This is a genomic window from Rhizobium sp. 05L429 (assembly GCF_056397645.1).
Window position 1 is genome coordinate 24,111 of sequence record NZ_JBFTNV010000044.1, and the last position, 24,696, is coordinate 48,806.

Sequence of the window (24,696 nt, forward strand, 5' to 3'; positions counted from 1 at the left end):
TCAGGTCGGTGGCGCGTCGAGCGCGTGCAGAATGCCGCGTAGCTCGGCAAGGCCGCGAAGACGGCCGATTGCCGGATAGCCGGGCGTGACATTCTTCTGCAGATCGTCGAGCATGCGGTGGCCGTGATCCGAGCGGAAGACGATCGACTGGTCGGCGCTGCGGCGGCGATCCTCGGCAACGAGCTCCTTCAGCACGGCAACCATGTTCACGTCACCTTCGAGATGTGCGCTTTCATGGAAGGTACGGCCGTCGCCCTCGCGGATCGTAGCGCGAAGATGGGCGAAATAGATGCGCGAGGCAAAACGCCGCGCAATCGCCGGCAGGTCGTTGCCGGCGCGCACGCCGAGGCTGCCGGTGCAATAGCACATGCCGTTGGCGGCCGCCGGCACGGCGTCGAACAGTGCTGCGTAGTCCTCAGCCGTCGAAGCGATACGCGGCAGGCCGAAGAGCGATCGCGGCGGATCGTCCGGATGCAGGGTCAGCTTCACGCCTCGCGCTTCTGCGGCCGGCACGACGGCTTCAAGGAATTCGATGAGGTGCTGGCGAAGCTTCTTCGCGTCGATCCCCTGATAGGCGATAAGCTTTTCGCGAAAAGCCGGAATGGTCAGCGGCTCGGTCGTCGAGCCTGGCAGAGCCGAGGTGATGATGCGGGTAATTTCGGCAATCTCGGCTTCCGTCATGCTCTCGTAGACGGCCCTGGCCCGCGCTTTATCCTCTTCAGAATATTCTTGGGCAGCACCCGGCCGCTCCAGCACGAACAACTCGAAGGCCGCAAATCGCTCATGGTCAAAGCGCATGGCGGTTGCACCGGTCGGCGTTACATAGTCGAGATCGGTGCGCGTCCAGTCCACCACAGGCATGAAGTTGTAGCAGACGATCGGAATACCGCAGGCGGCGACGGCTTCGAGGCTGGCGATCCATGCTTCGATCTCGGCCTTGGCCTGCCCGCCCTTGCGCTTGACGGCATCGGGGATCGGGATGCTCTCGACAACGCTCCAGGTCAGTTTCGAGCGGCCGGCCGGCGTCGTTTCAATCAGCGACTGGCGCTCGCGCACTTCCGCTTCGGTCCAGGCGCGGCCGATCGGCACCTGGTGTAACGACGAAACGATGTTTGTCGCACCCGTCTGGCGCACCTCGTCCAGCGTGACCGGCGCCTCCGGCCCAAACCATCTCCAACCTTGCCGCATTTCCTCTCTCCTTGATATCCTGTGTTCTGTCGTTCCGCCGTCAGCAGAAATAGTCGGGGAACTGCGACCGCAGCTCCGCCACGTCGGGTATAACGGCGCTCAAGTGATGAATCATAGCTTCGCGCGCCGCCGCGACATCGTGCGCGGCGATGGCGTCGCGGATGCCAATATGCTCGTGCACGACATTGTCCATGCGGCCGAGCACCGGCAGCGTCAGTCGCCGCGCCCTGTCGATCTGTACCTTCACGGTCTTTAAAATAGTCCAGATGCCGGGATAGCCGGCAATCTGCGCGATCGCCTCGTGAAAGGCCTCGTCCTCTTCATGGAAGCTCGAAGCATTGCCGAGTGCTGCATGTGTCTTCTGCCGCGCTATGATTGCATCCAGCCGCGCAATGTCGCCACCTGTCGCAATGCTTGCCGCCGTTTCTACCGTCGTTCCCTCAAGCGCCTTGCGCACGACGACCGCTTCCGGAATGGCCGAAACCGGCACGCGCGAAACCACCGTGCCGGACTGCGGATAGATATCGACGAGCCCACCCTCGGAGAGCCGCAACAGCGCTTCGCGCACCGGCGTGCGGCTGACGCCGAAATCCTCGGCGATCCGCTTTTCCTGCAGCGCCGTTCCCGGTGGAATCCTCAGCGAAACGATGTYGGCATGCAGGCGCTCATGGATCGCCGCTGCCGTCGTCACGCGGCGGATCTTTCCGCCGGCGTCGCGTGACGTCGGGAAGGCGAGGATTTCAGGATCGGAAGCCTGCCGCATGCATGATCTCGGGACGTTGACACTCTCGTGCATACTAGTATATCAATTGAATTCTGWTGCCAAGACATGCTGCGGAGGAGAACAGCGGCGTGGCATTGCACCCGGAGGAAAAGCTTCGAGCTGCGGGCATTTGATGCTGCCGGAAAACCGGCGCATCGAGGCATTGAGACGTGCATTGCGATGCAAACGGGCGGCGCTCGGGGTTAAGGCCGACACCGCCGCAAAGGAGGAGGACAGAATGAAGATMACACGCAGAACCTTCGTCGGCGGAGCTGCCGGCGTCGCCGCGGCCGGATTGCTGCCGCTTCGCGCTTTCGCGCAGGCAAAGGCACCGGCAAGCCCTGTTACCATCACCGTCGTCGATGTCGCCGGCAACCTGGCGCTGACGCAGGGTATGTTCCAAAACTACGCCAAGGCTAAGCCGGAATTCGTTTCCAGCTTTTCCTTCACCAAGGCTCCTGCTCCGGAACTGCCTGCCAAGATCCAGGCCCAGCAGGCTGCCGGCAAGGTCGATATCGATCTCGTCCTGACCGGCACGGACGCGCTTTCGGCCGGCGTCGACCAGGGTCTCTGGGTCGACCTAACCAGCCACAAGTCGGCACTGCCCAATCTTGAAAGCATCCTGCAGCCACAGGCATTCAAGATGCAGGCGCTTGCCAAGGACCAGGGCGTCGTCATCACCTATTATCCGTCCGGCCCGCTGATCGAATACATGCCGGACAAGGTGGCAACCCCGCCGAAGACGGCGCAGGAGCTGCTCGACTGGACGAAGCAGAACAAGAACAAGTTCCTCTATGCCCGCCCGGCAAACTCCGGCCCGGGCCGCACGCTGCTGATGGGCCTGCCCTACCTGCTCGGTGACAGCAATCCGCGCGACCCGGTCAACGGCTGGGCCAAGACCTGGGAATATCTGGCCGCTCTCGGCGAAAACATCGAATACTACCCGACCGGCACCGCAGTGGTCTTCAAAGAACTAGGCGAAGGCACGCGCGACATCGTCGCCACGACCACCGGTTGGGACATCAACCCGCGCGCGCTCGGCATCGTTCCCGAGGAAGCCAAGGTCGGCAAGCTCGAAGGCTTCCACTGGGTCACCGACGCCCACTATGCGGCGATCCCGAAGGGTGTTTCCGACGAAAAGATCGGCGTTCTGCTCGACGTCCTGAACTTCATCTATCAGCCGCAGCAGCAGGCGATCGCCTATGACGCCGGCTACTTCTATCCCGGCCCGGCGGTGAAGGATGTCACCCTCGATATGGCGCCGGCAGAAAGCCAGGAAACCATCAAGGAATTCGGCCGGCCGGAATATGCCGACTGGATCGCCGGCAGCCCTCTGGAAGTTCCGCTGGAGCCCAAGCAGCTCGTCCAGGCCTTCCGCATCTGGGACGAAAAGATCGGCGCCAAGAAGGGCTGATCCCTGCTGGTCATAATAATCCGGCGCTGGCTTCACGGCGCCGGAGTTCCAAAGCAATTCCCGCAAAAGTGCACAGCGTTTTTGCGGGAACTGCTTGAAAACAAAGGATAGAGCGTCGCCGTGCTTCAAGAGCGGTGATGCTCTATCGGCCATGATTGCCGATAAATGGAGATTGCATTGACTTTGCCGGTTCATAACGCTGCAACGCTGTCTTCGCGGAAGAATGCGCGACTTGAGCTTGATGGCATCAGGCGATCCTTCGGCGCCTATAACGCCCTTGATGGCATCGATCTTGCCATTGAGCCCGGCGAATTCATCGCACTTCTCGGCCCCTCTGGCTGTGGCAAGTCCACGGCGCTGAACTGCATTGCCGGTCTGCTTGGCCTTACCGGCGGCGAAATCCGCCTCGGCGGCAATCGCATCGATCAGTTGGAGCCGGAAAAGCGCGGCTTCGGCATGGTTTTCCAAAGCTACGCACTCTTCCCGCACATGAGCGTGCGCAAGAATGTCGGCTTCGGCCTTGCGATGCAGGGCATCCGCGGCGCAGAGGCCGACAAACGCATCATCGATGCCCTGGCCCTCGTGCGCCTCGAAAGTCAGGCCGACAAGCTGCCCGGCCAACTCTCCGGCGGTCAGCAGCAACGCGTCGCCATCGCTCGCGCCATCGTGATCCGCCCGCCGATCGTGCTGATGGACGAGCCGCTCTCCAACCTGGACGCCAAGCTACGCCTGGAAATGCGCGCCGAAATCCGAGGCATCCATGATCAGATCGGCTCCACCACCGTTTACGTGACCCATGACCAGGATGAGGCACTGTCGCTTGCCGACCGTATCGTCGTCATGAGCCAGGGCCATATCCAGCAGATCGGCACGCCTCAGGACCTCTACCAGCGACCGGTCAATCTTAATGTTGCCGATTTCATGGGCTTCCGCACCCGCATCCCCGGCCGCGTCGTGTCCGTCTCCGGCAACGAGGCCGAGATCGAAACCACCGGCGCCCGGCTGACCGGTACCATGCGTGATACGCTTAAAGTAGGCGATGCCGCCGTGCTTTCCGTGCGCCCAGAAGATCTCGTCGCAACCAATGACGGCATCGGCATTCCCGTCACCGTCGCCAGCACCGAATATCGCGGCCGCGCCTTCTTCGGCATGGCTCGCTCGGCCGACGGATCGGACCTCTATTTCCGCGCCGATGACGCATTGCCGCGCGGCGCCGCAGCGACGCTACAGCCGGTCGCGGGTCGCTCGCTCGTCTTCAAGGGGGCAGCCGGATGAGCGGGCCGTCACTGAAAACCAGGCTCGCCGCCCAAGGCCTTGATGGCACGACGCTGCTTGTGCTGCCGGGCCTGCTCTTCATGATCGCGCTCTTCATCTATCCCTTCATCTACGGCGTCGCGGATTCGCTGATGCCGAAGGATGGAGGGTTCTGGTACGAAAATTACGCGAAGTTCTTCTCCGACCAGTTCCAGTACGGCACGATCGCCAACACCATGTGGCTCGCCTTGCCTGTCACCATCGTCAACCTGGCCTTCGCAGTCCCCGTGGCCTTCCGCGTCCGGCTGATGCGCCGGCAGCGGCTGCTGACAACCATTCTCGTGCTACCGATCACGCTCGGCACGGTCTTCGTCGCCGATGGTCTTCTGACTTTTCTCGGGCCGCGCGGCTGGTTCAACGAGACACTCATTCTTTTCGGCGTCCTGGATTCACCGGTCAAGCTGACTAACAACTACTGGGGCGTCTTCGCCTCGTTGCTGATCACGGGCTTTCCCTTCGCCTTCCTGCTGACGCTGTCCTATATCACCGGCATCGATCCAGCGATCGAGCAGGCTGCTGCCACGCTCGGGGCGAATGCACGGCAGCGCTTCATGCGCGTTTTCCTGCCACTGCTTGTGCCCGGTCTTGCCGTGACCTTCTGCCTCTCCTTCGTGCAGGCCTTCGCCGTCTTTCCATCAGCTGTCCTGCTCGGCGCGCCGGCCGGTCCAACGCGAGTCATCTCGATTGCCGCCTATCAGGCCGCCTTCGAACAATATGACCATTCCTACGGCACGGCCATCGCCCTTATCATGGGCGGCGTCGAGCTCTTCGTCGTTGTCGCCATTCTCGGCGCACGTTCGTTCTTCTACCGCGGCCCGGCCGGCGGCACGAAAGGCTGAGCCATGATCCGTGACCAGGGCCTTACTTCAAAGATCTGGCGCATCGCCGTCTGGGCGCTCGCGACCCTCTTCGTCCTCAACCTGCTAGCCGTCATCGCGGCCGTGATCGTCAACTCCTTCGCCACGCGATGGCTCGGCACATGGCTGCCGCGCGGTTGGACGGATCGCTGGTATTTCAGCGCCTGGAGCGAGTTCCAGCTTTCCAGCGTCGTCATCGTCACCTTCGAGATGGCCTTCGTCGTCGTCCTCATCTCGGGCATTCTCGGCGTGATGACAGCCTATGCGCTGGCGCGGCGCGACTTTCCGGGCAAGCGCGCCATCATCCTGCTCTTCCTTCTGCCGCTGCTGATCCCGCCGCTGACCTACGGCATTCCGCTGGCGACCGTGCTCTATCAGCTCGGCCTCGGCGGCACGTTCTGGGGCGTGGTGCTGATCAACCTCGTCCCGTCCTTCCCCTTCGTCGTGCTCGTCATGATCCCTTTCATCGAGCAGATCGATCCGCGCATCGAGGCAGCAGCACGCGTTTTCGGCGCCGGCACGACCAGCCTCTTCATCCGCATTCTGCTGCCGTTGCTTCTGCCTGGAATGCTGGCGGCACTGCTGCTGGTTCTGGTGCGCACGCTTGCCATGTTCGAGCTGACTTTCCTGATCGCGGGGCCGCAGACGCAGACGCTTGTCGTCTCGCTTTATTACGCGGTCTTTGCATCCGGCGTGCGCGCCGGCCAGTCGATCGATGCAATGGCGGTGATCTATATGGTGACGACGCTCTTCTGGCTCATCATCGCGCTGCAGTTCGTCAATCCGACGCAGATCGTCGCGCGCGCCAAGCAGCAATCAGCGCATTGAGCATGCTGCTGCCGGAAACCCGGCAGCAGCTTTCTTTTTCAATCGTCAGTAGACTTCGGGAACGTACATTTCCTGAGGAACCGCGCTGCGCTGATAATCATCGTGGCGCACACGATCGGGAAGCACGATCTCCTGCTTCGGCACCTCCTCGTAAGGAATCTGGCCCAGCAGATGCGCGATGCAGTTCAGGCGCGCCCGCTTCTTGTCCACCGCCTGGACGACCCACCACGGCGCTTCGTCGATATGGGTGCGATCCAGCATCTCTTCCTTGGCCTTGGTATATTCCTCCCAGTGGACGCGGCTCTGCAGGTCCATCGGCGAAAGCTTCCACTGCTTCAGCGGATCGTGGATGCGCATGTTGAAGCGGAATTCCTGCTCCTCGTCGGTGATCGAGAACCAGTACTTGATGAGAATGATCCCCGAACGCACCAGCATGCGCTCGAACTCAGGGACCGAGCGGAAGAACTCTTCCAGCTCGTCCTTGGTGCAGAAGCCCATGACGCGCTCGACGCCGGCGCGGTTGTACCAACTGCGGTCGAAGAGCACCATTTCGCCTGACGATGGCAGGTGTGGAGTGTAGCGCTGGAAATACCACTGGTTCCGCTCGCGCTCGGTCGGCGCCGGCAGTGCGACGACACGGCAGACGCGCGGATTGAGGCGCTGGGTCACGCGCTTGATCGCGCCGCCCTTACCGGCGGAGTCACGGCCTTCGAAAAGCACGACGACCTTGAGCTTCTTGTACTGAACCCAGTCCTGCAGGCGGACTAGTTCATGCTGCAGGCGGAAAAGCTCGCGGAAATAGAGCTTGCGTTCGAGCGTCTGTTCCGCCGGGCCGGACATGCCCTCGGCGACCAGCTCGTCGAGCCGGTCCTCCTCCAACTGCAGTTTCAGCTCTTCGTCGAAGCTGTCTGCAATTTCGTTCTTGATACGGTCGAGCTCAGTGTTTTCGATCATGGCACGCTCCCTGTTCAATTTGCTCGATAAAGCACGTTCTCGCCATAGCTATATGACAGAGTTGCGACGATCGAAAATTTGCTTTGGCAAAACGCAAAATTACAGACCGGGAACCCCGGCTTGTACAGCCTTTTATGGCCGTTTCGGCGGTGGCAATCGACTGGTTCTACAGATGGCCGCGGCTTGTGCCATGTCAAGTTTTATGTATACATTGGACTTGCTGAGCAATTTTCGCGACGGCGGCGTTTTCTTCGGAGGAGCGAAGGAAAACGCGCAGGTCGCGGGCATATCTCCGGGAGAGAGATATGGTGCGCAACATTGGGAGGAGTATACATGGTTTCGTTTTCGAGAAGACTATTCGTTGCCGGCGCTGCGCTCGCGACGCTTGCCGGAGCACCTGCATTTGCACAGGAAACGGTGAAGATCGGCGTGATCCTGCCTATGACAGGCCCTTTCGCCTCAACCGGACGCCAGGTCGAGGCGGGCGCTCGCGCATACATGGCAATCAATGGCGATACGGTTGCAGGCAAGAAGATCGAGCTTGTCCTGCGTGACGACGCCGGCACGGCCGACCAGACCCGCCGCATCGCCCAGGAACTCGTCGTCAATGACGGCGTCAAGATGCTGGTCGGCTTCGGTCTGACGCCACTTGCCATGGGTGTCGCCCCAGTTCTCAATCAGGCAAAGGTCCCGGCGATCATCACCTCGGCCACGACTTCGGCGATCATGAAGCAGTCGCCCTATTTCGTGCGTACCTCGATGGGCGGTCCGCAATCGGCCGTTCCGGTCGCCACCTGGGCCGTCCAGAACAACCTGAAACGGGTCGTCACGCTGGTGACTGACTACGGCCCGGGTATCGACATCGAGAAGGGCTTTACCGACCAGTTCAAGAAGGAGGGCGGCACGGTTGTAGAAGCGCTTCGTGTTCCCCTGCAGAACCCCGATTTTGCACCCTTCCTTCAGCGCGTGCGCGATGCCAAGCCGGATGCCCTCTTCGTCTTCGTGCCCTCGGGCGTCGGCGCGATCTTCATGAAACAGTTCATCGACCGGGGTCTTGCGGATGCCGGCATCAAGCTGATCGCCACCGGCGACGTCACCGATGACGACCTCCTKAACGGCATGGGACCGGCCGCCAAGGGTGTCATCACCGGCCACTTCTATTCGACCGACCACGACAGTCCGGAAAACAAGGCCTTCGTTGCCGAAGTCCGTAAGGCCAACAAAAATATGCGCCCGAACTTCATGTCGGTCGGCSGTTATGACGCCATGCATGTCGCCTATGCCGCGCTCGAAAAGACCGGCGGCGATACCGATGGCACCAAGCTCGTCGAAGCCATGAAGGGCATGGAGTTCGTCAGCCCCCGTGGTCCGATCACTATCGATCCGGCAACTCGCGACATCGTGCAGGACATCTACATGCGCGAGGTCAAGGAGAAGAATGGCGAGCTCTACAATGTCGAGTTCGCGACTTACCCGAAGATCCACGATCCGAATACGGCTGCCAAGTAAGCCCCGAGGAACAGGCGGCGGAAGCAATTCCGCCGCCTGGATGCAGTGAGGTCTCATGCTGACAATCCTGTTCGACGGCATTGCCTATGGCATGCTTCTCTTTGTTCTAGCCTGCGGATTGTCGGTCACGCTGGGCCTGATGAATTTCGTCAATCTGGCGCATGGCGCCTTCGCCATGGCAGGCGGCTACGTCACCGTCATCATGATGAATAGCTACGGCATCTCCTTCTACTGGTGCCTGCCGGCTGCCTTCATCGTCACGGCGCTTGCCGGCGTTGTGTTGGAACGGCTGCTCTACCGCCGCCTCTATTCGGCTTCGCATCTCGATCAGGTTCTGTTTTCGATCGGCCTTGTCTTCATGGCGATCGCGGCAATCGATTACTTCATGGGTGGCCAGCAGCAGCTCATCAATCTGCCGCCCGAACTCAGCGGCCGCTTCGGCTTCCTCGGCATGGATATCGGCCGTTACCGGCTCTTCATCATCGTCATCTGCGCAGCCTTGACGGTAGCACTTCAGTTAGCTCTCACCCGCACCCGCTTCGGCAGCCAGCTTCGCGCCGCCGTCGATGACGGACGCGTGGCGCGCGGCTTGGGCATCAACGTGTCGGTCATCTTCGCACTGACCTTCGCGCTGGGTTCCGGCCTTGCCGGCCTTGGCGGCGCACTCGGCACCGAGCTACTCGGCCTCGACCCGAACTTTCCGCTGAAATACCTCATCTATTTCATGATCGTCGTCACCGTCGGCGGCACGTCGTCTATAACAGGCCCCTTCATTGCTGCGCTGCTGCTCGGCATCGCCGATGTCGCCGGCAAATATTACGTGCCGCAACTCGGCGCCTTCATCATCTATGCCGTCATGATCCTTGTGCTGATCCTCCGGCCCCATGGCCTCTTCTCCCGGGAGGGCGGCCGATGAGCGGCGAACGCAACAACGCCTCCACGGAGGCCATGGGGCTCCTGAAGCGCGCCGGCCGCTGGCAAATCTGGGAATTCGCGCTGTGGCTGGTGGCCATCGCCGCGATCTTTGTCCTGCCCTCGCAGATGCTGATCCTGACGGAGATCGCCATCCTGGCGCTTTTTGCCATCTCGCTGGATCTCATCCTCGGTTATGCCGGCATCGTCTCGCTCGGCCATACCGCCTTCTTCGGCCTCGGCGCTTACGCAGCTGGTCTCTTTGCCGTCCATGTCTCCGGCGAGCCGATTATCGGTCTGCTGGTCGCTGGCCTCATCAGCGGCATCTTCGGCTTTCTGACGAGCTTCCTCGTGCTGCGCGGTTCTGATCTCACCCGGCTCATGACCACCTTCGGTGTCGCCATGCTGCTCGCCGAACTCATCAATCAGGCCGCTTGGCTTACCGGCGGCGCCGATGGCCTCAGCGGCGTCATCATCAATCCAATCCTCGGTTATTTCGAATTCGATCTTTGGGGCCGCACCGGCTACATCTACTGCCTGATTGTGCTGATGGTCCTGACCTATGGCGCCCGGCGCATCGTCAATTCGCCTTTCGGCCTGTCGCTGAAGGCGATCAAGCGCAACGAGCGCCGCGCCTCCATGCTCGGCATCTCGCCCACCCGCCGCATCGTCGCAATCTACACGATATCCGCCGCCTATGCCGGCATAGCGGGCGCGCTACTGACCCAGACAACCAGCTTCGTCTCGCCTGACGTTCTCGCCTTCCACAGGTCAGCCGAAGTGCTGCTGGTGCTGGTTATCGGCGGCGTCGGCTATCTCTATGGAGGCGTGTTCGGCGCTGTCATCTTCTCGATCCTGCGCAACTGGCTGTCGGTCATCACGCCGCAATACTGGATGTTCTGGATCGGCCTCGTGCTTATCATCATCGTCCTAGTCGGCCGCGAGCGCCTGACGCGCTGGCAGACCCTGCTACCAGGCTCGACGCGCAAGCGCGAAGCCAGCATGCAGCAAGCCGTCGCGGAGGAAAGTAAATGACGCTCGCCCTCGAGACACGCCACCTCGTCAAGCGCTTCGGCGGCTTCATCGCCACCAATGACGTCTCGCTGCAGATCCGCCAGGGCGCGCGCCATGCGCTGATCGGCCCGAACGGCGCCGGCAAGACCACGATCATCAACCTGCTAACCGGCGTACTGACACCGAACAGCGGCGAGATCCTGCTCGCTGGCGAAGATATCACCAGCGTCTCCTCCTATCGCCGCGTCGGCAAGGGTCTTGCGCGCACTTTCCAGATCAACCAGCTCTTCGGCGATTTCACGCCGCTGGATTCCGTCATGCTGGCGATCAGCGAACGCAAGGGGCATGGCCGCTTCGCCTGGCGGCCGCTCTCGGCCGACCGCGAAGTCGCCGATGAAGCCGCCGCACTGCTGGAGCGCTTTCGTTTGGTCGATGTCATGTGCACGCCGACGACACTCCTGCCCTATGGCAAGCAGCGCCTGCTGGAGATCGCCCTTGCGATTGCCATGCAGCCGAAGGTGCTGCTACTCGATGAGCCCGCCGCCGGCGTTCCCGAAGAGGAGCGGCACGAGGTTCTCGGCATCGTCCGCGAGCTGCCGGCCAATGTCACCGTCGTGCTGATCGAACATGATATGGACCTCGTCTTCTCGTTCGCAGACCGTATTTCGGTACTCGCCGCCGGCGCACTCTTCGCCGAGGGAACCGTCGCCGAGATCTCGAAAGACCCGCAGGTGAAAGCCATCTATCTCGGGGAGGATGCCTGATGGTCGAACTGCTTCGTATCGAACGTCTCGTCGCCGGTTATGGGGAGGCCCATGTGCTTGCCAAGGTCGATGTCTCGCTGKAGGAAGGCCGTTCGCTGGCATTGCTCGGCCGCAACGGCGCCGGCAAGACGACCCTGCTCAACACCATTATCGGCGTCACCACCCACCACGCCGGCTCCATCCACCTGCAGCAGCGCGACATCACGCGGCTCAGKGCGGAAAAGCGCGCGCCGCTCGGCATCGGCTGGGTGCCGCAGGAGCGCAATATCTTCCGTTCGCTGACGGTGGAGGAAAACCTGACGGCAAGCGCCCGCCCCGGCACGTGGAATGTCACCCGCGTCTACCAGATGTTCCCGCGCCTGCAGGAACGCCGCCGCAACCTCGGCAATCAACTGTCCGGCGGCGAGCAGCAGATGCTCGCCATCGCCCGCGCGCTGATGCTCAATCCGAAGATCCTGCTGCTCGACGAGCCCCTGGAAGGCCTCGCCCCTATCATCGTCGACGAGCTTCTGGCTGCACTTCGCCGTATCGTCACCGGTGAGGGCATGTCGGCGATCATTGTCGAGCAGAAGGCGCGCAAGGTGCTGCCGCTGACGGATGAGGTCATCGTGCTCGAACGCGGCGCGGTGATCTATCGCGATACATCGGAAGCGCTTCTTGCCTCACCCGAAACTCTCGACGCACACTTAAGCGTCTGAGATTTCAGGTTTCCCGAGGCGGTACACGGGTGATGCGCGCGCCGAGTGCGTTCAGCCGCTCCTCGATCCGCTCATAGCCGCGTTCAATCTGCTGGGCATTATTGATGACGCTGGTTCCCTCAGCGCACATGGCAGCAATCAGCATCGCCATGCCGGCACGGATATCCGGGCTCTCGACCTGCGCTGCACGCAGCTTGGAGGGGCCGGCCACGATCGCGCGATGCGGATCGCAGAGCACGATGCGTGCGCCCATGGTAATCAGCTTGTCGACGAAGAACATTCGGCTTTCGAACATCTTCTCGAACATCAGCACCACACCATCGCATTGCGAGGCGGTGACGATGGCAATCGACATCGTATCAGCCGGGAAGGCCGGCCATGGCTGGTCCTCGATCTTCGKAATGTGCCCACCGAAATCCGGYTGGATCTTCATCTCCTGCCCCGCCGGCACCACGAGATCGTCGCCCTMGATGCGGCATCGGATGCCGAGACGCTCAAAAGTCATCAATGTCGAACGTAAATGCTCAACGCCCGCCCGACGGATGGTGATTTCCGAACCGGTGACGGCAGCGAGGCCGATCACCGAACCGATCTCGTTGTGATCGGGGCCGATACGGTGCGACGCGCCGCCAAGCGGCTGGCCACCGTGAATGGTCATCGTATTGGTGCCGATGCCCTCGATCTTCGCGCCCATGGCGATGAGGAAATGGGCGAGATCCTGGACATGCGGCTCTGATGCGCAATTGCGCAGGATTGTCTTGCCTTCGGCAGAAACTGCTGCGCAGAGCGCATTCTCGGTCGCAGTGACGGAGGGTTCGTCGAGGAATACGTCAGCGCCGCGCAGATGCTCTGCACGGAAACTATAGGAGCCGTTGACGCTGATCTTGGCGCCGAGCTGCTCAAGCGCCAGGAAGTGTGTGTCGACGCGGCGGCGGCCAATGACATCGCCGCCGGGTGGCGGTAGCGTGATCTCGCCGCAGCGGGCCAGCATCGGCCCGGCAAGCAGGATGGATGCCCGAATGCGGGCGCAGAGGCCAGGATCGAGATCGGCCGGCTTGAGGTCGCTCGCCTCGATCTCGAGCTCATTGCGTCCCAACCAGCGCGCTTTGGCGCCAACCGACTGGATCAGCTCGACGAGCGCTTCGACATCGCGGATACGCGGCACGTTGGTCAGATGCACAAGCTTGTCGGTCAGCAGCGAGGCGGCAATGATCGGTAGCGCGGCATTCTTGTTGCCGCTCGGCTGGATCTCGCCGGCAAGGCGGTGCCCGCCCTCGACGATGTATTGAATTCGCTCATGCGGCTGGGCCTGTGCCACTGCTGTCATCCTTGTTCGATTCGATTTTTCACGGACATTATCTGCGTTGTCATTGTGACATCGAAGTGATCGCCCGTTCCAAGCTGCGGCTGTTCTTAACGCTGCCTTGCATCGAGGGCTAGGTGCAAGATGACAGGAAGAATCCATAAAAAACGGCGCCCTCCCGGGCGCCGTCGTTAACACCGTGGATGGGTGTCGGATTTCAGCCCTTCTTGCTACGCCAGCTGTCAGCGTAATTCTCGCGGGCTTCGCTGGCATAGGGCGTGGGCGAGACGCGCACGCGGATTTCGGCCTGCTTGTGCGGCTCGACCGAGGTCTTGCCGGAGCCGCCGTCAGGCTCGCCCCAGACGAGGGTCAGCACGTCGCCGATCTCGACATCCGCATCGACGATGCCGAGCGAAAGCATGCAGCGTTCGTTGTAGCTATAACCATTGAACATCGACATGCCGACCATCTTGCCGTCGCGCATGATCTTGTCGGCGCTGGTCGAGGCATAGTTCGGCTGCGGGAAGTCGATCCACTTGAAGTGATCCTCACCCGGACGGAAGGCCGAGGCGATGACGTTGACCACGTCTTCGGCATTCCACTCGAAGGTTACCTTCTTGCGGCTCGTCTGGCCCTTCATCTTCTCGAGCGCGGACTTACCGACGAAGTCATCCTTCTTCCAGCCAATGTAGAAATCGTAGCCGAGTTCGAACGGCGTGACGTAGTAGTCCTCGATATTGCTGGAAACGAAGCTGCCGCCAATCGCACCCGTCGCCTCATAACTGTCGGCGCCCAGCCAGTCGCGATAGGCCGCCAGCATGCCGTCACCCGTATAGATGCCCGGCAGCGGCGACGGGATCCAGCCKGATTCCAGCGTGTTGGTGGAATAAGCGCGGCTGCCGCAACGAACGAGATCGACGCCCGCCGCCTTMGCCGATTCCAGGATGACAGAGTGGATATAGGCCTTGTCCTCATAGGGCCCCCAGATTTCCAGACCCGGCGCACCGGACATTCCGTGGCGCAGCGCATTCACCGTCTTCGAGCCGACCTTGATCTTGTCTACATGGAAGAACTTGACCTCGGGGATAGGGCCTCCGTTCATCTTCTCGAAGATCTTTGGGGCATCCGGCCCCTGGATCTGGTAGCGGTAATGGGTGCGCAGCACGCGTTCGCCTTCCGGGCGTGAGGGCGAACGCGGATCATATTTCAGGCGCACATTCCACTTGCCGTAGGCGGCGCAGAACATCAGCCAGTTGGAGGTCGGCGAACKACCGACGAGGATGAATTTGTCTTCGCGCTCGCGGAAGATGATCTGGTCGCCGATGACATGACCGGCAGGCGTGACCGGCACGAAATGCTTGGCGCGGTTCGTATCGAAATTCGAGAAGGAGTTGACACCGTGATAGGCGAGGAACTTCTCCGCATCCGGTCCTTCGACGGTCAACTCGTCCATATGGTGTGACTGGTCGAAGAGGACAGCGGAGTTACGCCACGCGGCCTGCTCCGAGCGCCAGTTGGAAAACTCGGTTGCCACGACCGGGTATACATACATGCCGACTTTGGAATTGCGCAGCAGCTCCACCGTATTGCCGGCCGACTTCAAAACTTCCGATAAGCTTGATCTCGCCACCTGATGTCCTCCCATTGGTATGCGATAATGTATACATGAAATGCCCAAAGCGATCAGATTGCAAGCCTATTTTCTATCCGCCTCACTGTATTCCAGAAGCCGGAAACGCAAAAGGGCGACTCAAAAGCCGCCCTCCCAAATGCCGATTTGCCGGAAATTACCGGTGAATCAGTGCAAGTCCCCTGATCTGCTCGATCAGATCAGGGTCTTCCGCCAGAATGTATTCAAGATTGCGCCGCGCCGTGCGGGCATGCTCCCTGGCGATCGCGTCCGCGCGGCTGCCTTCGCGCGCTTCGATCGCGCTCACGAGTTCCCTGTGCTGCTCCTGCGCGGAGCGGAGCGAACGACGGAAGGCGGCAATATCCGCCTTGTCGGGCAGGAAGGCGGACGGTGAAGCAAAGGGCAGCGAACTCGCCCGCTCTACCTCACGCCGAATGATCTCGCTGCCGGCAAGTGCTGCAAGCTGGTGGTGGAACTTCTCGTTCAGGTCAGAGTAAGCGTCGAAATCGACATCGTCGAGGCGCTCTCCGAAACAGGCATCAAGCTTGATAACCGTCTGCTTGATCTCATCGAGCGCTTCGGGCGCAGCACCGCGCTCTGCAGCAAGCCGGGCCGCCATGCCTTCCATGACGCCGCGCACCTCGATGGAATCGACCACGTCGGCAAAGCCGAAACGACGAACCACGAAGCCGCCGTTCGGAAGGCGATCCAGAAGCCCCTCCTCCGTCAGCCGCGACATCGCCTCACGCACCGGTGTGCGGGAAATATCCAGCGCCTCGGCCAACGGCACTTCGAACAGCCGCGTACCGCCCTGTAGMTCGCCGCTCAGAATCTTTTCCCGCAATTCGATAACGGCGCGACGGCCATGCGTTGCGGCTTCACTTTGCTTCATCGGCGCCTCCAATCCCGGCTAAATGTATATAACAGCGCGAACGCATACAAAACCCCACCCCGAACCATCTCTGTATCACAGTTTTGTATGCACGAGAAAATTCTCGTCCGGCGGAATTGGCCATTGGTGTAGGTATATGCGCCGATCACTTGACATAATGTATACATTTATGATGTCTGGTTTGCGGGACGAAAACTGATGGCAACGCTCGCGCTCATTCCAGGGCTGGTGTCCGACAGCATTGTTTGGGCACCGCTGGCCGATGCTGTCGCGCACCGCATGTCCGTGCACGCGGCAGACGTGTCCCGCACCTCCTCGATACCTGACATGGCGGAAAGCATTCTCGCCGCCACAGAAGGCGATTTGATCGCGGTCGGCCATTCCATGGGCGGCCGCGTCGCCATGGAAATGGCCCGCATCGCACCGGATCGTGTCCGCGGGCTGGTGCTCGCCAATACCGGCCATCACCCGAAACGTGAAGGCGAGGAAATCAGGCGCCAGCAGATGATCGATCTCGGCCATCGCAGCATGCAGGAGCTGGCAGACGAATGGTTGCCGCCCATGGTCGACCCTGCMCGGCTAACAGATGCGGAAGTGATCGCCAGCCTGCGCGCTATGGCTCTGCGGGCCGGCCCCGATATGCATGAGCGGCAGATCCGCGCGCTGATCAACAGGCCGAACGCTACCGCCTATATGGCCGAACTCGGCTGCCCCATCCTGCTCGTTGCCGCGCGCCACGATAGCTGGAGCCCGATCGTCCAGCATCAGGAAATCGCCGATGCCGCACCCGATACTGAACTCGTCATCATCGAAGACGCCGACCACTTCGCCCCCGTGGAGCGGCCTGCCGAAGTCACTGATGTAATCATCGGCTGGCTGACACGTCGATTTGGAGGATTTGATGCCTGAGAAGACAGCGACCATTCCTGACACACCACTCTTCGACCGAGCCGGCTCGATCCGCGGCTACCGGCTCAACAAGATGGCAATGGCACTAGGCCAAGCGGTCAACCGCGACGCCTTCAAGGCCGACGAGGATGTCTACCTCGCCCGCTTCGGCCTGAACGATGAGGAGAAGTCCGCCGTCAAAAGCCGCGACTGGCACGAGATGGTGCGCCTMGGCGGCAACCTGTTCTTCATCCTGAAGATTGCCGCTGTCGACCCGACGCCGATCACTCAGATTGGCGCGGCACAGGCCGGCATGTCGCATGAGGATTTTCTCTACGAAAGACTGGGGAAGAAGAGACATGGCTAAAATCATCGGCGGCTTAGGAACGAGCCACGTCCCCTCGATCGGCGCAGCACTCGACAAGGGCCTGCGTGACACGCCGGACTGGAAGCCTTTCTTCGACGGCTACGAAGTCGGTAAGCAGTGGATGCGCGAGGCGCGGCCCGATATCGCCGTCGTCATCTTCAACGATCACGGCAATACCTTCTTCCTCGACCGCGTGCCGACCTTCGCCGTCGGTGTCGCAGAAACCTATCACCCAGTCGATGAAGGCTGGGGACCGCGGCCTATTCCAGCCTTCGAAGGTGCCGTCGATTTCTCCTGGCACTTCGTAGACAAGCTGGTCGAGCGCCACTTCGATCCGCTGGTCTGCCGCGAGATCGAGGTCGATCACGGACTGCAGGTGCCGATGGAACTCTTCTTCGGCCGGCCGGAGCGCTGGCCGGTCAAGGTTCTGCCGATCTGGGTCAACACGATCCAGTATCCAATACCCACACCGCAGCGCTGCTGGGAGATGGGCAAGGTGCTGCGCGAGGCGATCGAAAGCTGGCCGGGCGACGAACGCGTCGTCATCCTCGGCACCGGCGGCCTGTCGCATCAGCTTCAAGGCGCCCGCGCCGGCTTCATCAACCAGACGGCCGATCGCGCCTGGCTGGACGGCATTGCTGCCAATCCGGAACCTTATCGCGCCATGAGCCGCGAGGATTATGTCGAGCAGTTCGGTTCTGAAGGCGCAGAGCTCATCATGTGGCTGGTCATGMGTGCCGCCATGAATGAGCAGGTAAACCTCATCCACAAGCACTATCATGCCCCGGCCTCCATGACTGGTGCCGGTATGGTCGTTCTGGAAAACGCCGCCTGATGCCCGCCTTCTTCCTCATGCGCTGCTTGCACCATTCCGGGCAGGATAGCGCCCGCGACCTGCACCGCCCGGCCCATCGCGCCTGGGTGCAATCTGGTGGTGAAGGCCTTGCTAAGGTGCTGATCGGCTCTGCCCTGCTCAATGATGGCGGGACCTCGATCGGTAATTTCGGCATATTGGAAACGGCTGGTATCGCCGAAGCAACAGCCTTTGCACAGGGCGACCCTTTCAACAGGGCAGGCATTGTGGCAAAGATCGAACTCACGCCATTGCCTGCGACATTCCAGGCCGGACGCATCAGTGATCCGATGACACCGAGGACATAGAGTTTTAGTTCCGCCACGAGCGGGAGGGGTGCCCCGGAGAGGGGCAGATGAGGGGGCTGGCAAAACAAGAGAGGGAACGATCGGACCGAGAGGGACGGTCGCTTGTGAGCTATGGCCCCCTCATCCGGCCCTACAGTCCCGACCTCGGGTGCTCATCCTTTCTGAGGCCTCAACCGCAATTCCAGCACACGTCCGACAGTTTCTTCCAGCCCGTCAGTCGGGCCGAGGCCGCAAGCACCCGTGCGCTCCTGCACCTCGGCAATCTCCATCGCCAATCCGCCGCGAAGCCCAAGCGCATAGAGCGTCGCAGCACTTTCGCGCATCTCCGCCGCTCGYCGCCGCCCGTGCCGCGTCGTGCGCTCCATCTGGTATTCGGCAAATTGCGGCCAGCTGAGACCAGGAAAAGACCCTGAAAGCGACGAAAGGATCTCTTCGTAGCAACCGGATGCCTTTGCTGCGAGCAAGGCCTCGACGGTAATCGCCTCCAGCCCTTTCACAAATAGCGAACGCACCATCTTGATCGCTGTCGCAGCACCGGCTGCCGGCCCCGCAATCTCTGCCGAAAAGCCGAAACCCAGAAGCTCAGGCAACAGCCGCTCAGCCGGAGCACCGGCGAGCAGTACGGGCGTCTGGTGCTTGCGCGGGTGAACCGGCGCCATGACCGCCATGTCGAGATAATCGCCGCCCGCCGCCTCTACAGCGAGAGCTGTCTCCCGCTTTTGGCCGGGAGACACGGAATTGATATCGATCACCACCTGCCCCTGACGCAGATACGGCAGCAATGGTTCGACCGCAAGCAGGCTCTGGTCGGCAGTCACGGCGCTGAACACCCAGTCCGCGTCCGAGAGCCCCGCAATGGTCTCGGAAATATCGGCACCGCGGGTCCGCATCGCTTCGCGCACGGCCTCACCATCAGAGGCAAGCAGGATATCATAGGCAATGAAGCTCAGGCCCGGCCGGCTCAACCCCTCGTGAAAAGCCCTCGCCGCTTCGCCGTAACCTAGAAACCCGATCCTCATCTCAGCCTCCTGTTTGCGGATACGCCGGCTTGTCCTTGTTGATCAGCAACAAAGTGCTGCAGCATTCACGCAAAGACATATCCGTCGAAAAGCTTACGGGCGGTCCGCAGCACCGCAGCATCGGTCACGACACCGTCCCTGACGGTCGCGATCACACTCATCTCCCCGGTCGGATGCTCGACCGAGAGCAGCTTCTCGTTGCCGTCAGGCACGACAGCCAGTTTCGCCGCAGCCCCTTCCTGCAGCAGGCAGGCCGTCGCCACGCTGACGGCGCCGAGCACACCGATCGCATCATGGCAGCGATGCGGAATGAAGGTCCGCGTCGAGATCGCGCCACCAGCTCTGGCCGGCGAAACCATGGTCATCTTCGGCACCGATTTCTTCGCGACATCACCGAGATTCATCATCGGTCCGGCCTTCAGCCGGATCGCCTCCAGTTTCGCTTTGAGTTCTCCATTGGATTCGAGCGCGTCAGGCGTCTCCGTTCCCTCGATGCCGAGATCGCTCGCCAGCATGACGACGCAGGGCATGCCATTGTCGATAAGCGTGCATTCGATACCCTCGATGATATCGACGGCATGGCCGGTCGGCAGCAGGGCTCCACAGCTTGAACCTGCCGTATCGGCAAAGGTGACCGGCACCGCCGCCGCTGTGCCCGGCACACCGTCGATGCGGGCCTCCCCCGCGTAGGTCACCCGCCGATCCGGCGTGGCAATCTTCGCGGTGGCGATCTGCCCGGTATTTTCCATGAAGATACGCACTTCCGTCTGCCCGTCCTCGGCCTCGATCAGGCCGCGCTCGATGGCGAAGGGCCCGACACCGGCAAGGATGTTTCCGCAGTTCTGCGCATCGGTGACAATGGGCTCATCAACAAAGACCTGCAGGAAGAGATAGTCGATATCGACGCTGGGCCGCTCGGACCGCTTGACGACGGCGATCTTCGAGGTCAGCGGATCGCCGCCGCCCATGCCGTCGATCTGTCGCGGATCGGGCGAGCCCATCACGCGCAGCAGAAATCCGTCGCGATCCTCGAGCAGATCCTCAGCCAGKAAATAACCGCCCTTGGAGGTGCCGCCGCGCATCCACATGCAGCGAACGCCGTCTTGCGCGGCGGCCCTAGACATATTTCAGCCCCTTCTCCGCCAGCCGTTCGCGCATCTTGTAGATATCAAGCCCGAGCTCACCTGCGGCAAGCCGCCGGCGCTTCTCCTCTTCCGCCGCGACCCGCTGCTCGGCCTTGCCRGCAACGTCAGCAGCMTCCTCCTGCCGCACGACGCAGACGCCATCATCGTCGGCAACGATCACGTCACCTGGATTGACCAGTGCACCGGCGCAGACGACGGGAATATTGACCGAGCCTAGCGTCTCCTTGACCGTCCCCTGTGCAGAGATCGCCTTCGACCAAACGGGAAAGTTCATCGTCTTGAGATCGGCAACATCGCGTACGCCGGCATCGATCACCAGCCCACGGCAGCCACGTGCCATGGCAGACGTCGCCAGAAGATCGCCGAAATAACCGTCTTCGCAAGGACTGGTTGGCGCAAGCAGCAGGATATCACCCGCTCTGATCTGCTCGATAGCCACATGGAGCATCCAGTTGTCGCCCGKAGGGGCGGAAATAGTCACCGTGCTCGCCGCAATCCTCGCGCCCGGATAGATCGGTCGCATGTAACTTGCGAGCAGGCCCTTGCGGCCCTGCGCCTCATGCACGGTCGCTACTCCGCAGGCGGCGAGACGATCGATGACAGACTGCTCCGCTCTCCGGATGTTCTGAACGACGACGCCCATCAGAGTTCATCCACCGTTCGCGGGAACACCGACTGGAAGCCCTCAGCATGCGTTGCCTTGCGCCCACCCGACTGCCCGCCGGAATTCCGCATGAAGTGATTGCCGCGGTTCTCGGCGACATTCTTGTAATAGTGCCAGAGATGCTCCTGCCCCTCCATGCACTGGATCGCCGCCCATTTCTTCTCCCATACCGGTGAAATATCGAGGAAGACGTCGGGCTTCCATTCCATCTGCTCGGTCTGATGCGGCTCGAAGAGATAGAGCTGCGGCGCGCCTAGGACCTTCTCGCCGGGATTATGCCCCCAGGCCTGCGCGATCATGCGCGCCTCGAGCGCCACCTGCGTCGCATACATGTGGTCGGTATTGTAGGGATCCCATTTGGAGTGGCTGAGCATGAACTCCGGCTGCACGGCGCGGATCACATCGACCAGCCGGAACTTTGCCTCCTGATCGACGACCAGCGGATAGTCGCCGAGATCGAAGAACTGGATGTCGTGTACGCCAAGCGCCTTGGCGGCATTTTCTGCTTCGATACGCCGCCCTGCCTTCACCTTTTCCAGGGTCATCCCGGCATTCTTCCAGAGCTTGGCGCTCTCGCCACGCTCGCCGTAGGAGAGGCACACGACCGTCACCTCGTAGCCCTTTTCCTGATGCAGCGCGATCGCACCGGCGCAGCGCCAGACGAAATCCGCCGAATGCGCGCTGATGACCAAGGCCGTTTTTGCCATGAACTAGTCCTTCCTTGCCACGGGGGGCGTGCCATGCGTGTGAAATGTCTCGATCGTTTTCAGGCCCCAGGCCTGGCCTTTCTTGCGCTCCGTCTCCGTCCAGGTCACGGTCGGCCAATCGGGCCTGAGGATCAGCCGAGCACCGGCATTGGCGAGTTCGACACGGTTTCCCGCCGGCTCCCAGACGTAGAGGAAGAAGGTGCCCTGGATCGCATGCTTGTGCGGTCCGGTTTCGATATGGACGCCATTCTCCAGAAAGATATCGGCCGMGCGCAGAATGTCCTCGCGCTGGTCGACGGCATAGGTCACGTRATGGAAGCGGCCCTTCGCACCGGTATGATCCTCGGAATAGGCGATGTCATAGGTCTTGTTGTTGACCGTGAACCAGCAGCCTCCAAGCCGGCCATTGTCGAGCTGGATTTGCTCCGTCACMCGGCTGCCAAACGCTTTCGTCATGAAGTCGCGGATTGCCCTGATATCGCTTGCGAGCAGGTTCAGGTGGTCGAGCCGGCGCGGACTGGCGCCGCGCCCGTGATAGCGCTGGGCGATATTCTTCAGCGCTGGACGCTCACCTTCGGGCGCCTCATAGACATGCKTGTCGTAATAGAACTCGAAAATATGACCGTCCGGATCGGTGAAGCGATAGGCGCGGCCATGTCCCGCATCGCCGTCCACCCAGCCGAGGCCACAGCCCATCTCCTCGATCACCTTCACCCGCCGCTCCAAGGCTTCTGKAGACGAAGTGCGGTAGCCGACATGGCCGACGCCGGTCGTGTGATGGCGAACCAGCTTCAGCGTATGGAATTCATAATCGTCGAAGGCGCGCAGATAGGCGACGCCATCTTCGATCAGGCTGGGTGTGAGCCCATAGACCCGCGTGAAGAAGTCCAGACTCTCCTCGAAACGATCGCTGTAGAGTTCCACATGCCCGAGATGGGCGACGTCAAAGCAGGGCTCGGTCATGCTGCAACATCCCGGGCGATAGCCTCACCGGCTTTCGAAAATCTCATGATGATCCTCCTGGCAGGCGTACTCCTCCACGTCCGCCTGCCATTGAACATACTAGGAAGGTTGGCAGCAGCAGGCAATTTCGTTCTGCTGACGGGTCATAAGCTGAGGTTACAGACCGGCTCGGAACCAAGCTGAACACACGGCCTCCAGAGCCCCTGTCCGGCGGCCGTCACGCCGCCAATAACTAGGCGAAGTGGATGGTCTTCAGCTCGATATAATTGTCGAGACCTTCGATGCCGCCCTCGCGCCCTTGCCCGGATTCCTTGACACCGCCGAAAGGCATGGTCGGATCGACGATATTGCCGTTGATCGTCAGACCACCGGATCGGATCCGCCGCGCGACGCGATAGGCGCGTTCCGGATCGGCGCTGTAGATCGCACCGTTGAGACCATAGGCACTATCATTTGCCTTGCGGATCGCATCCTCCTCATCGCTATAGGTGATGACGGAAACGACCGGTCCGAAAATTTCTTCCTGCGCGATCTTCATGTCTGGCGTCACATCCGTAAAGACGGTCGGCTCGACATAAAAGCCCTTCTCCAACCCCGCCGGCCGTCCACCGCCACAGGCAAGTGTCGCGCCGCCCTTGATGCCGGCATCGATATAGGTTTTCACACGCTCGAGCTGACGACCCATGGCAAGCGGTCCCATATGCACAGTGGGGTCGGAAGGGTCTCCGACCTTGATATTGGAGACGGCGCCGAGGAAAAGATCGAGGAATTCCTGCTTGCGGGTCTCCGGCACGAGGATGCGCGTCAGCGAAAAGCAGACCTGGCCGGTGATCGGCATGGTGTAGATCATCAGGCTTGGCAGCGCTTGCTTGAAATCCGCATCGTCGAGAAGAAGCGCTGCGGACTTGCCGCCAAGTTCCAGGCTGACGCGAGCGAGACGCTCGGCGCAGGCCGCGGCGATGTGTTTGCCCGCTGCGGTCGAGCCGRTGAAGGCGACCTTGTCGATGCCCTTGTGGCGGATCAGATAATCACCCGCTTTGCGCCCTGCCGGAACGAGATTGAAAACACCTTTCGGCAGGCCCGCCGCCTCGATGCATTCGGCAAGGATATAGGCTTCCAGCGGCGTTTCCGGCGAAGGCTTGGAAACGAAGGTGCAGCCTGCCGCAAGACCGGCTGCGATCTTGTAGCTCAGGAGCACCATCGGTGCATTCCAGGGAGTGACCGCTGCGCAAACGCCCACAGGCTCCCTGACGACCCGCACCTTGCCGCCATCTGCGCGCGTACGCTCGTCGACGAAACTGTAGGAATTGCCATCGATCAGATCGGCATAATAATTGAAGAGCGTCGCATTCTGCGGCACCAGCTTCTTCGTCAGCATGATCGGCGCGCCGACCTGCAGAGTCCAGGCTTCGGCGATATCATCAAGTCGCTCAGAAATATTTGCGGCGATCTTGCGCAGATACTCGGCGCGCTCCCGCGGTGAAAGCCGCGGCCACGGGCCGTTGTCAAAGGCGTCACGGGCAGCGGCCACGGCCGCATCCATATCCTCGATCGAGGCCTCCGGATATTGCATTATCAGCTCTTCGGTGACCGGCGAAATTACATCGAGCATCCGGTCCGAAAGCGGGCTCACCCATTCGCCGCCGATGAAGAATTTCTCCGGCGCACGCAACACAGACTTTGGCGCGGTCATGACATTCATTGCTGCTCCTCCTCAGATATGGTGACGGTTTGCTAGGCTT

Annotated in this window: 25 protein-coding genes; 13 read left to right on the forward strand and 12 right to left on the reverse strand. The window is 61.3% G+C overall.

All coding sequences use genetic code 11. From position 1 onward, the window contains the following. Together uxuA and AC1DNW_RS32065 are read right to left on the reverse strand one after the other, a co-directional pair. On the reverse strand, positions 1–1,188 hold the full coding sequence (gene uxuA / locus AC1DNW_RS32060) for a mannonate dehydratase (RefSeq protein ID WP_113311203.1): 1,188 nt from the start codon (positions 1,186–1,188) through the stop codon (positions 1–3). Positions 1,189–1,228: 40 nt separating this feature from the next. After that, positions 1,229–1,951: a GntR family transcriptional regulator gene (locus AC1DNW_RS32065; protein ID WP_477855435.1), complete on the reverse strand. Its 723-nt coding sequence runs from the start codon at positions 1,949–1,951 to the stop codon at positions 1,229–1,231. A gap of 238 nt (positions 1,952–2,189) precedes the next feature. On the opposite strand from AC1DNW_RS32065, the gene AC1DNW_RS32070 reads away from it, so the two are divergent. From AC1DNW_RS32070 to AC1DNW_RS32085, 4 genes are all read left to right on the forward strand, one after another. Then, entirely contained in the window at positions 2,190–3,365 is a 1,176-nt protein-coding gene (locus AC1DNW_RS32070; protein WP_113311311.1) for an extracellular solute-binding protein, read from the forward strand. A gap of 165 nt (positions 3,366–3,530) precedes the next feature. Further along, entirely contained in the window at positions 3,531–4,640 is a 1,110-nt protein-coding gene (locus AC1DNW_RS32075; protein WP_477855436.1) for an ABC transporter ATP-binding protein, read from the forward strand. Further along, positions 4,637–5,518 carry an ABC transporter permease subunit gene (locus AC1DNW_RS32080; RefSeq protein ID WP_113299871.1) on the forward strand — a complete coding sequence of 294 codons (882 nt, stop codon included), beginning with the start codon at positions 4,637–4,639 and terminating at the stop codon, positions 5,516–5,518. Before AC1DNW_RS32075 ends, AC1DNW_RS32080 begins: the two co-directional genes overlap by 4 nt. Before the next feature lie 3 nt (positions 5,519–5,521). Continuing rightward, positions 5,522–6,364, forward strand: coding sequence for an ABC transporter permease subunit (locus AC1DNW_RS32085; protein ID WP_113311201.1), 843 nt, complete (start codon positions 5,522–5,524; stop codon positions 6,362–6,364). A gap of 45 nt (positions 6,365–6,409) precedes the next feature. Here the strand turns inward: AC1DNW_RS32085 and ppk2 are convergent, their stop codons facing one another. Beyond that, positions 6,410–7,318: a polyphosphate kinase 2 gene (gene ppk2, locus AC1DNW_RS32090; protein WP_477855437.1), complete on the reverse strand. Its 909-nt coding sequence runs from the start codon at positions 7,316–7,318 to the stop codon at positions 6,410–6,412. Between the two features lie 333 nt (positions 7,319–7,651). Here ppk2 and AC1DNW_RS32095 point away from each other — a divergent pair, with 333 nt between their 5' ends. Genes AC1DNW_RS32095 through AC1DNW_RS32115 form a run of 5 tightly spaced genes read left to right on the forward strand, consistent with a single transcriptional unit; the run spans position 7,652 to position 12,215 of the window. Further along, positions 7,652–8,827 carry an ABC transporter substrate-binding protein gene (locus AC1DNW_RS32095; RefSeq protein ID WP_477855438.1) on the forward strand — a complete coding sequence of 392 codons (1,176 nt, stop codon included), beginning with the start codon at positions 7,652–7,654 and terminating at the stop codon, positions 8,825–8,827. Positions 8,828–8,882: 55 nt separating this feature from the next. Further along, a complete protein-coding gene (locus tag AC1DNW_RS32100) occupies positions 8,883–9,743 on the forward strand; it encodes a branched-chain amino acid ABC transporter permease (RefSeq protein ID WP_113311198.1) in 861 nt (286 codons plus the stop codon). Next, positions 9,740–10,774, forward strand: coding sequence for a branched-chain amino acid ABC transporter permease (locus AC1DNW_RS32105; RefSeq protein ID WP_113311197.1), 1,035 nt, complete (start codon positions 9,740–9,742; stop codon positions 10,772–10,774). The genes AC1DNW_RS32100 and AC1DNW_RS32105 overlap by 4 nt, the downstream gene beginning before the upstream one ends. Beyond that, a complete protein-coding gene (locus AC1DNW_RS32110; RefSeq protein WP_113311196.1) occupies positions 10,771–11,517 on the forward strand; it encodes an ABC transporter ATP-binding protein in 747 nt (248 codons plus the stop codon). Before AC1DNW_RS32105 ends, AC1DNW_RS32110 begins: the two co-directional genes overlap by 4 nt. Then, positions 11,517–12,215 (forward strand): ABC transporter ATP-binding protein, encoded by a 699-nt coding sequence (locus AC1DNW_RS32115; RefSeq protein ID WP_477855439.1) that lies wholly within the window; start codon positions 11,517–11,519, stop codon positions 12,213–12,215. Before AC1DNW_RS32110 ends, AC1DNW_RS32115 begins: the two co-directional genes overlap by 1 nt. 4 nt (positions 12,216–12,219) lie before the next feature. On the opposite strand, the gene murA is transcribed toward AC1DNW_RS32115, so the two are convergent. The 3 genes from murA to AC1DNW_RS32130 all read right to left on the reverse strand — a co-directional run bounded on the left by murA (position 12,220) and on the right by AC1DNW_RS32130 (position 16,040). Then, a complete protein-coding gene (gene murA / locus AC1DNW_RS32120) occupies positions 12,220–13,533 on the reverse strand; it encodes a UDP-N-acetylglucosamine 1-carboxyvinyltransferase (RefSeq protein WP_477855440.1) in 1,314 nt (437 codons plus the stop codon). 202 nt (positions 13,534–13,735) lie between these two features. Next, entirely contained in the window at positions 13,736–15,148 is a 1,413-nt protein-coding gene (ligM, locus tag AC1DNW_RS32125) for a vanillate/3-O-methylgallate O-demethylase (protein WP_477855441.1), read from the reverse strand. A gap of 157 nt (positions 15,149–15,305) precedes the next feature. Continuing rightward, the gene (locus tag AC1DNW_RS32130; protein WP_477855442.1) at positions 15,306–16,040 is read right to left on the reverse strand and encodes a GntR family transcriptional regulator; all 735 of its coding nucleotides are present in this window, start codon (positions 16,038–16,040) and stop codon (positions 15,306–15,308) included. 198 nt (positions 16,041–16,238) lie between these two features. Between AC1DNW_RS32130 and AC1DNW_RS32135 the strand changes: the two genes are divergently transcribed. The 4 genes from AC1DNW_RS32135 to AC1DNW_RS32150 are packed head-to-tail and all read left to right on the forward strand — an operon-like array spanning position 16,239 to position 18,456. Further along, on the forward strand, positions 16,239–16,949 hold the full coding sequence (locus AC1DNW_RS32135) for an alpha/beta fold hydrolase (protein ID WP_477855443.1): 711 nt from the start codon (positions 16,239–16,241) through the stop codon (positions 16,947–16,949). Beyond that, positions 16,942–17,295 carry an extradiol ring-cleavage dioxygenase gene (locus AC1DNW_RS32140; protein WP_113299883.1) on the forward strand — a complete coding sequence of 118 codons (354 nt, stop codon included), beginning with the start codon at positions 16,942–16,944 and terminating at the stop codon, positions 17,293–17,295. Before AC1DNW_RS32135 ends, AC1DNW_RS32140 begins: the two co-directional genes overlap by 8 nt. After that, positions 17,288–18,130 (forward strand): class III extradiol dioxygenase family protein, encoded by an 843-nt coding sequence (locus AC1DNW_RS32145; protein ID WP_477855444.1) that lies wholly within the window; start codon positions 17,288–17,290, stop codon positions 18,128–18,130. The genes AC1DNW_RS32140 and AC1DNW_RS32145 overlap by 8 nt, the downstream gene beginning before the upstream one ends. After that, entirely contained in the window at positions 18,130–18,456 is a 327-nt protein-coding gene (locus tag AC1DNW_RS32150; RefSeq protein ID WP_477855445.1) for a YciI family protein, read from the forward strand. The genes AC1DNW_RS32145 and AC1DNW_RS32150 overlap by 1 nt, the downstream gene beginning before the upstream one ends. Positions 18,457–18,608: 152 nt before the next feature. Here AC1DNW_RS32150 and AC1DNW_RS32155 read toward each other — a convergent pair whose 3' ends face one another. From AC1DNW_RS32155 to AC1DNW_RS32180, 6 genes are all read right to left on the reverse strand, one after another. After that, on the reverse strand, positions 18,609–19,475 hold the full coding sequence (locus AC1DNW_RS32155) for an NAD(P)-dependent oxidoreductase (protein WP_477855446.1): 867 nt from the start codon (positions 19,473–19,475) through the stop codon (positions 18,609–18,611). Positions 19,476–19,540: 65 nt separating this feature from the next. Next, the gene (locus AC1DNW_RS32160) at positions 19,541–20,599 is read right to left on the reverse strand and encodes a 4-oxalomesaconate tautomerase (RefSeq protein WP_477855447.1); all 1,059 of its coding nucleotides are present in this window, start codon (positions 20,597–20,599) and stop codon (positions 19,541–19,543) included. Beyond that, entirely contained in the window at positions 20,592–21,263 is a 672-nt protein-coding gene (locus AC1DNW_RS32165; protein ID WP_477855448.1) for a 4-carboxy-4-hydroxy-2-oxoadipate aldolase/oxaloacetate decarboxylase, read from the reverse strand. The genes AC1DNW_RS32160 and AC1DNW_RS32165 overlap by 8 nt, the downstream gene beginning before the upstream one ends. After that, positions 21,263–21,991 carry a PIG-L deacetylase family protein gene (locus AC1DNW_RS32170; RefSeq protein WP_113311188.1) on the reverse strand — a complete coding sequence of 243 codons (729 nt, stop codon included), beginning with the start codon at positions 21,989–21,991 and terminating at the stop codon, positions 21,263–21,265. The genes AC1DNW_RS32165 and AC1DNW_RS32170 overlap by 1 nt, the downstream gene beginning before the upstream one ends. Before the next feature lie 3 nt (positions 21,992–21,994). Then, positions 21,995–22,954 (reverse strand): VOC family protein, encoded by a 960-nt coding sequence (locus tag AC1DNW_RS32175; protein ID WP_477855449.1) that lies wholly within the window; start codon positions 22,952–22,954, stop codon positions 21,995–21,997. A gap of 232 nt (positions 22,955–23,186) precedes the next feature. Continuing rightward, positions 23,187–24,656 carry an aldehyde dehydrogenase gene (locus AC1DNW_RS32180; RefSeq protein WP_477855450.1) on the reverse strand — a complete coding sequence of 490 codons (1,470 nt, stop codon included), beginning with the start codon at positions 24,654–24,656 and terminating at the stop codon, positions 23,187–23,189. Between the last annotated feature and the right edge of the window lie 40 nt (positions 24,657–24,696).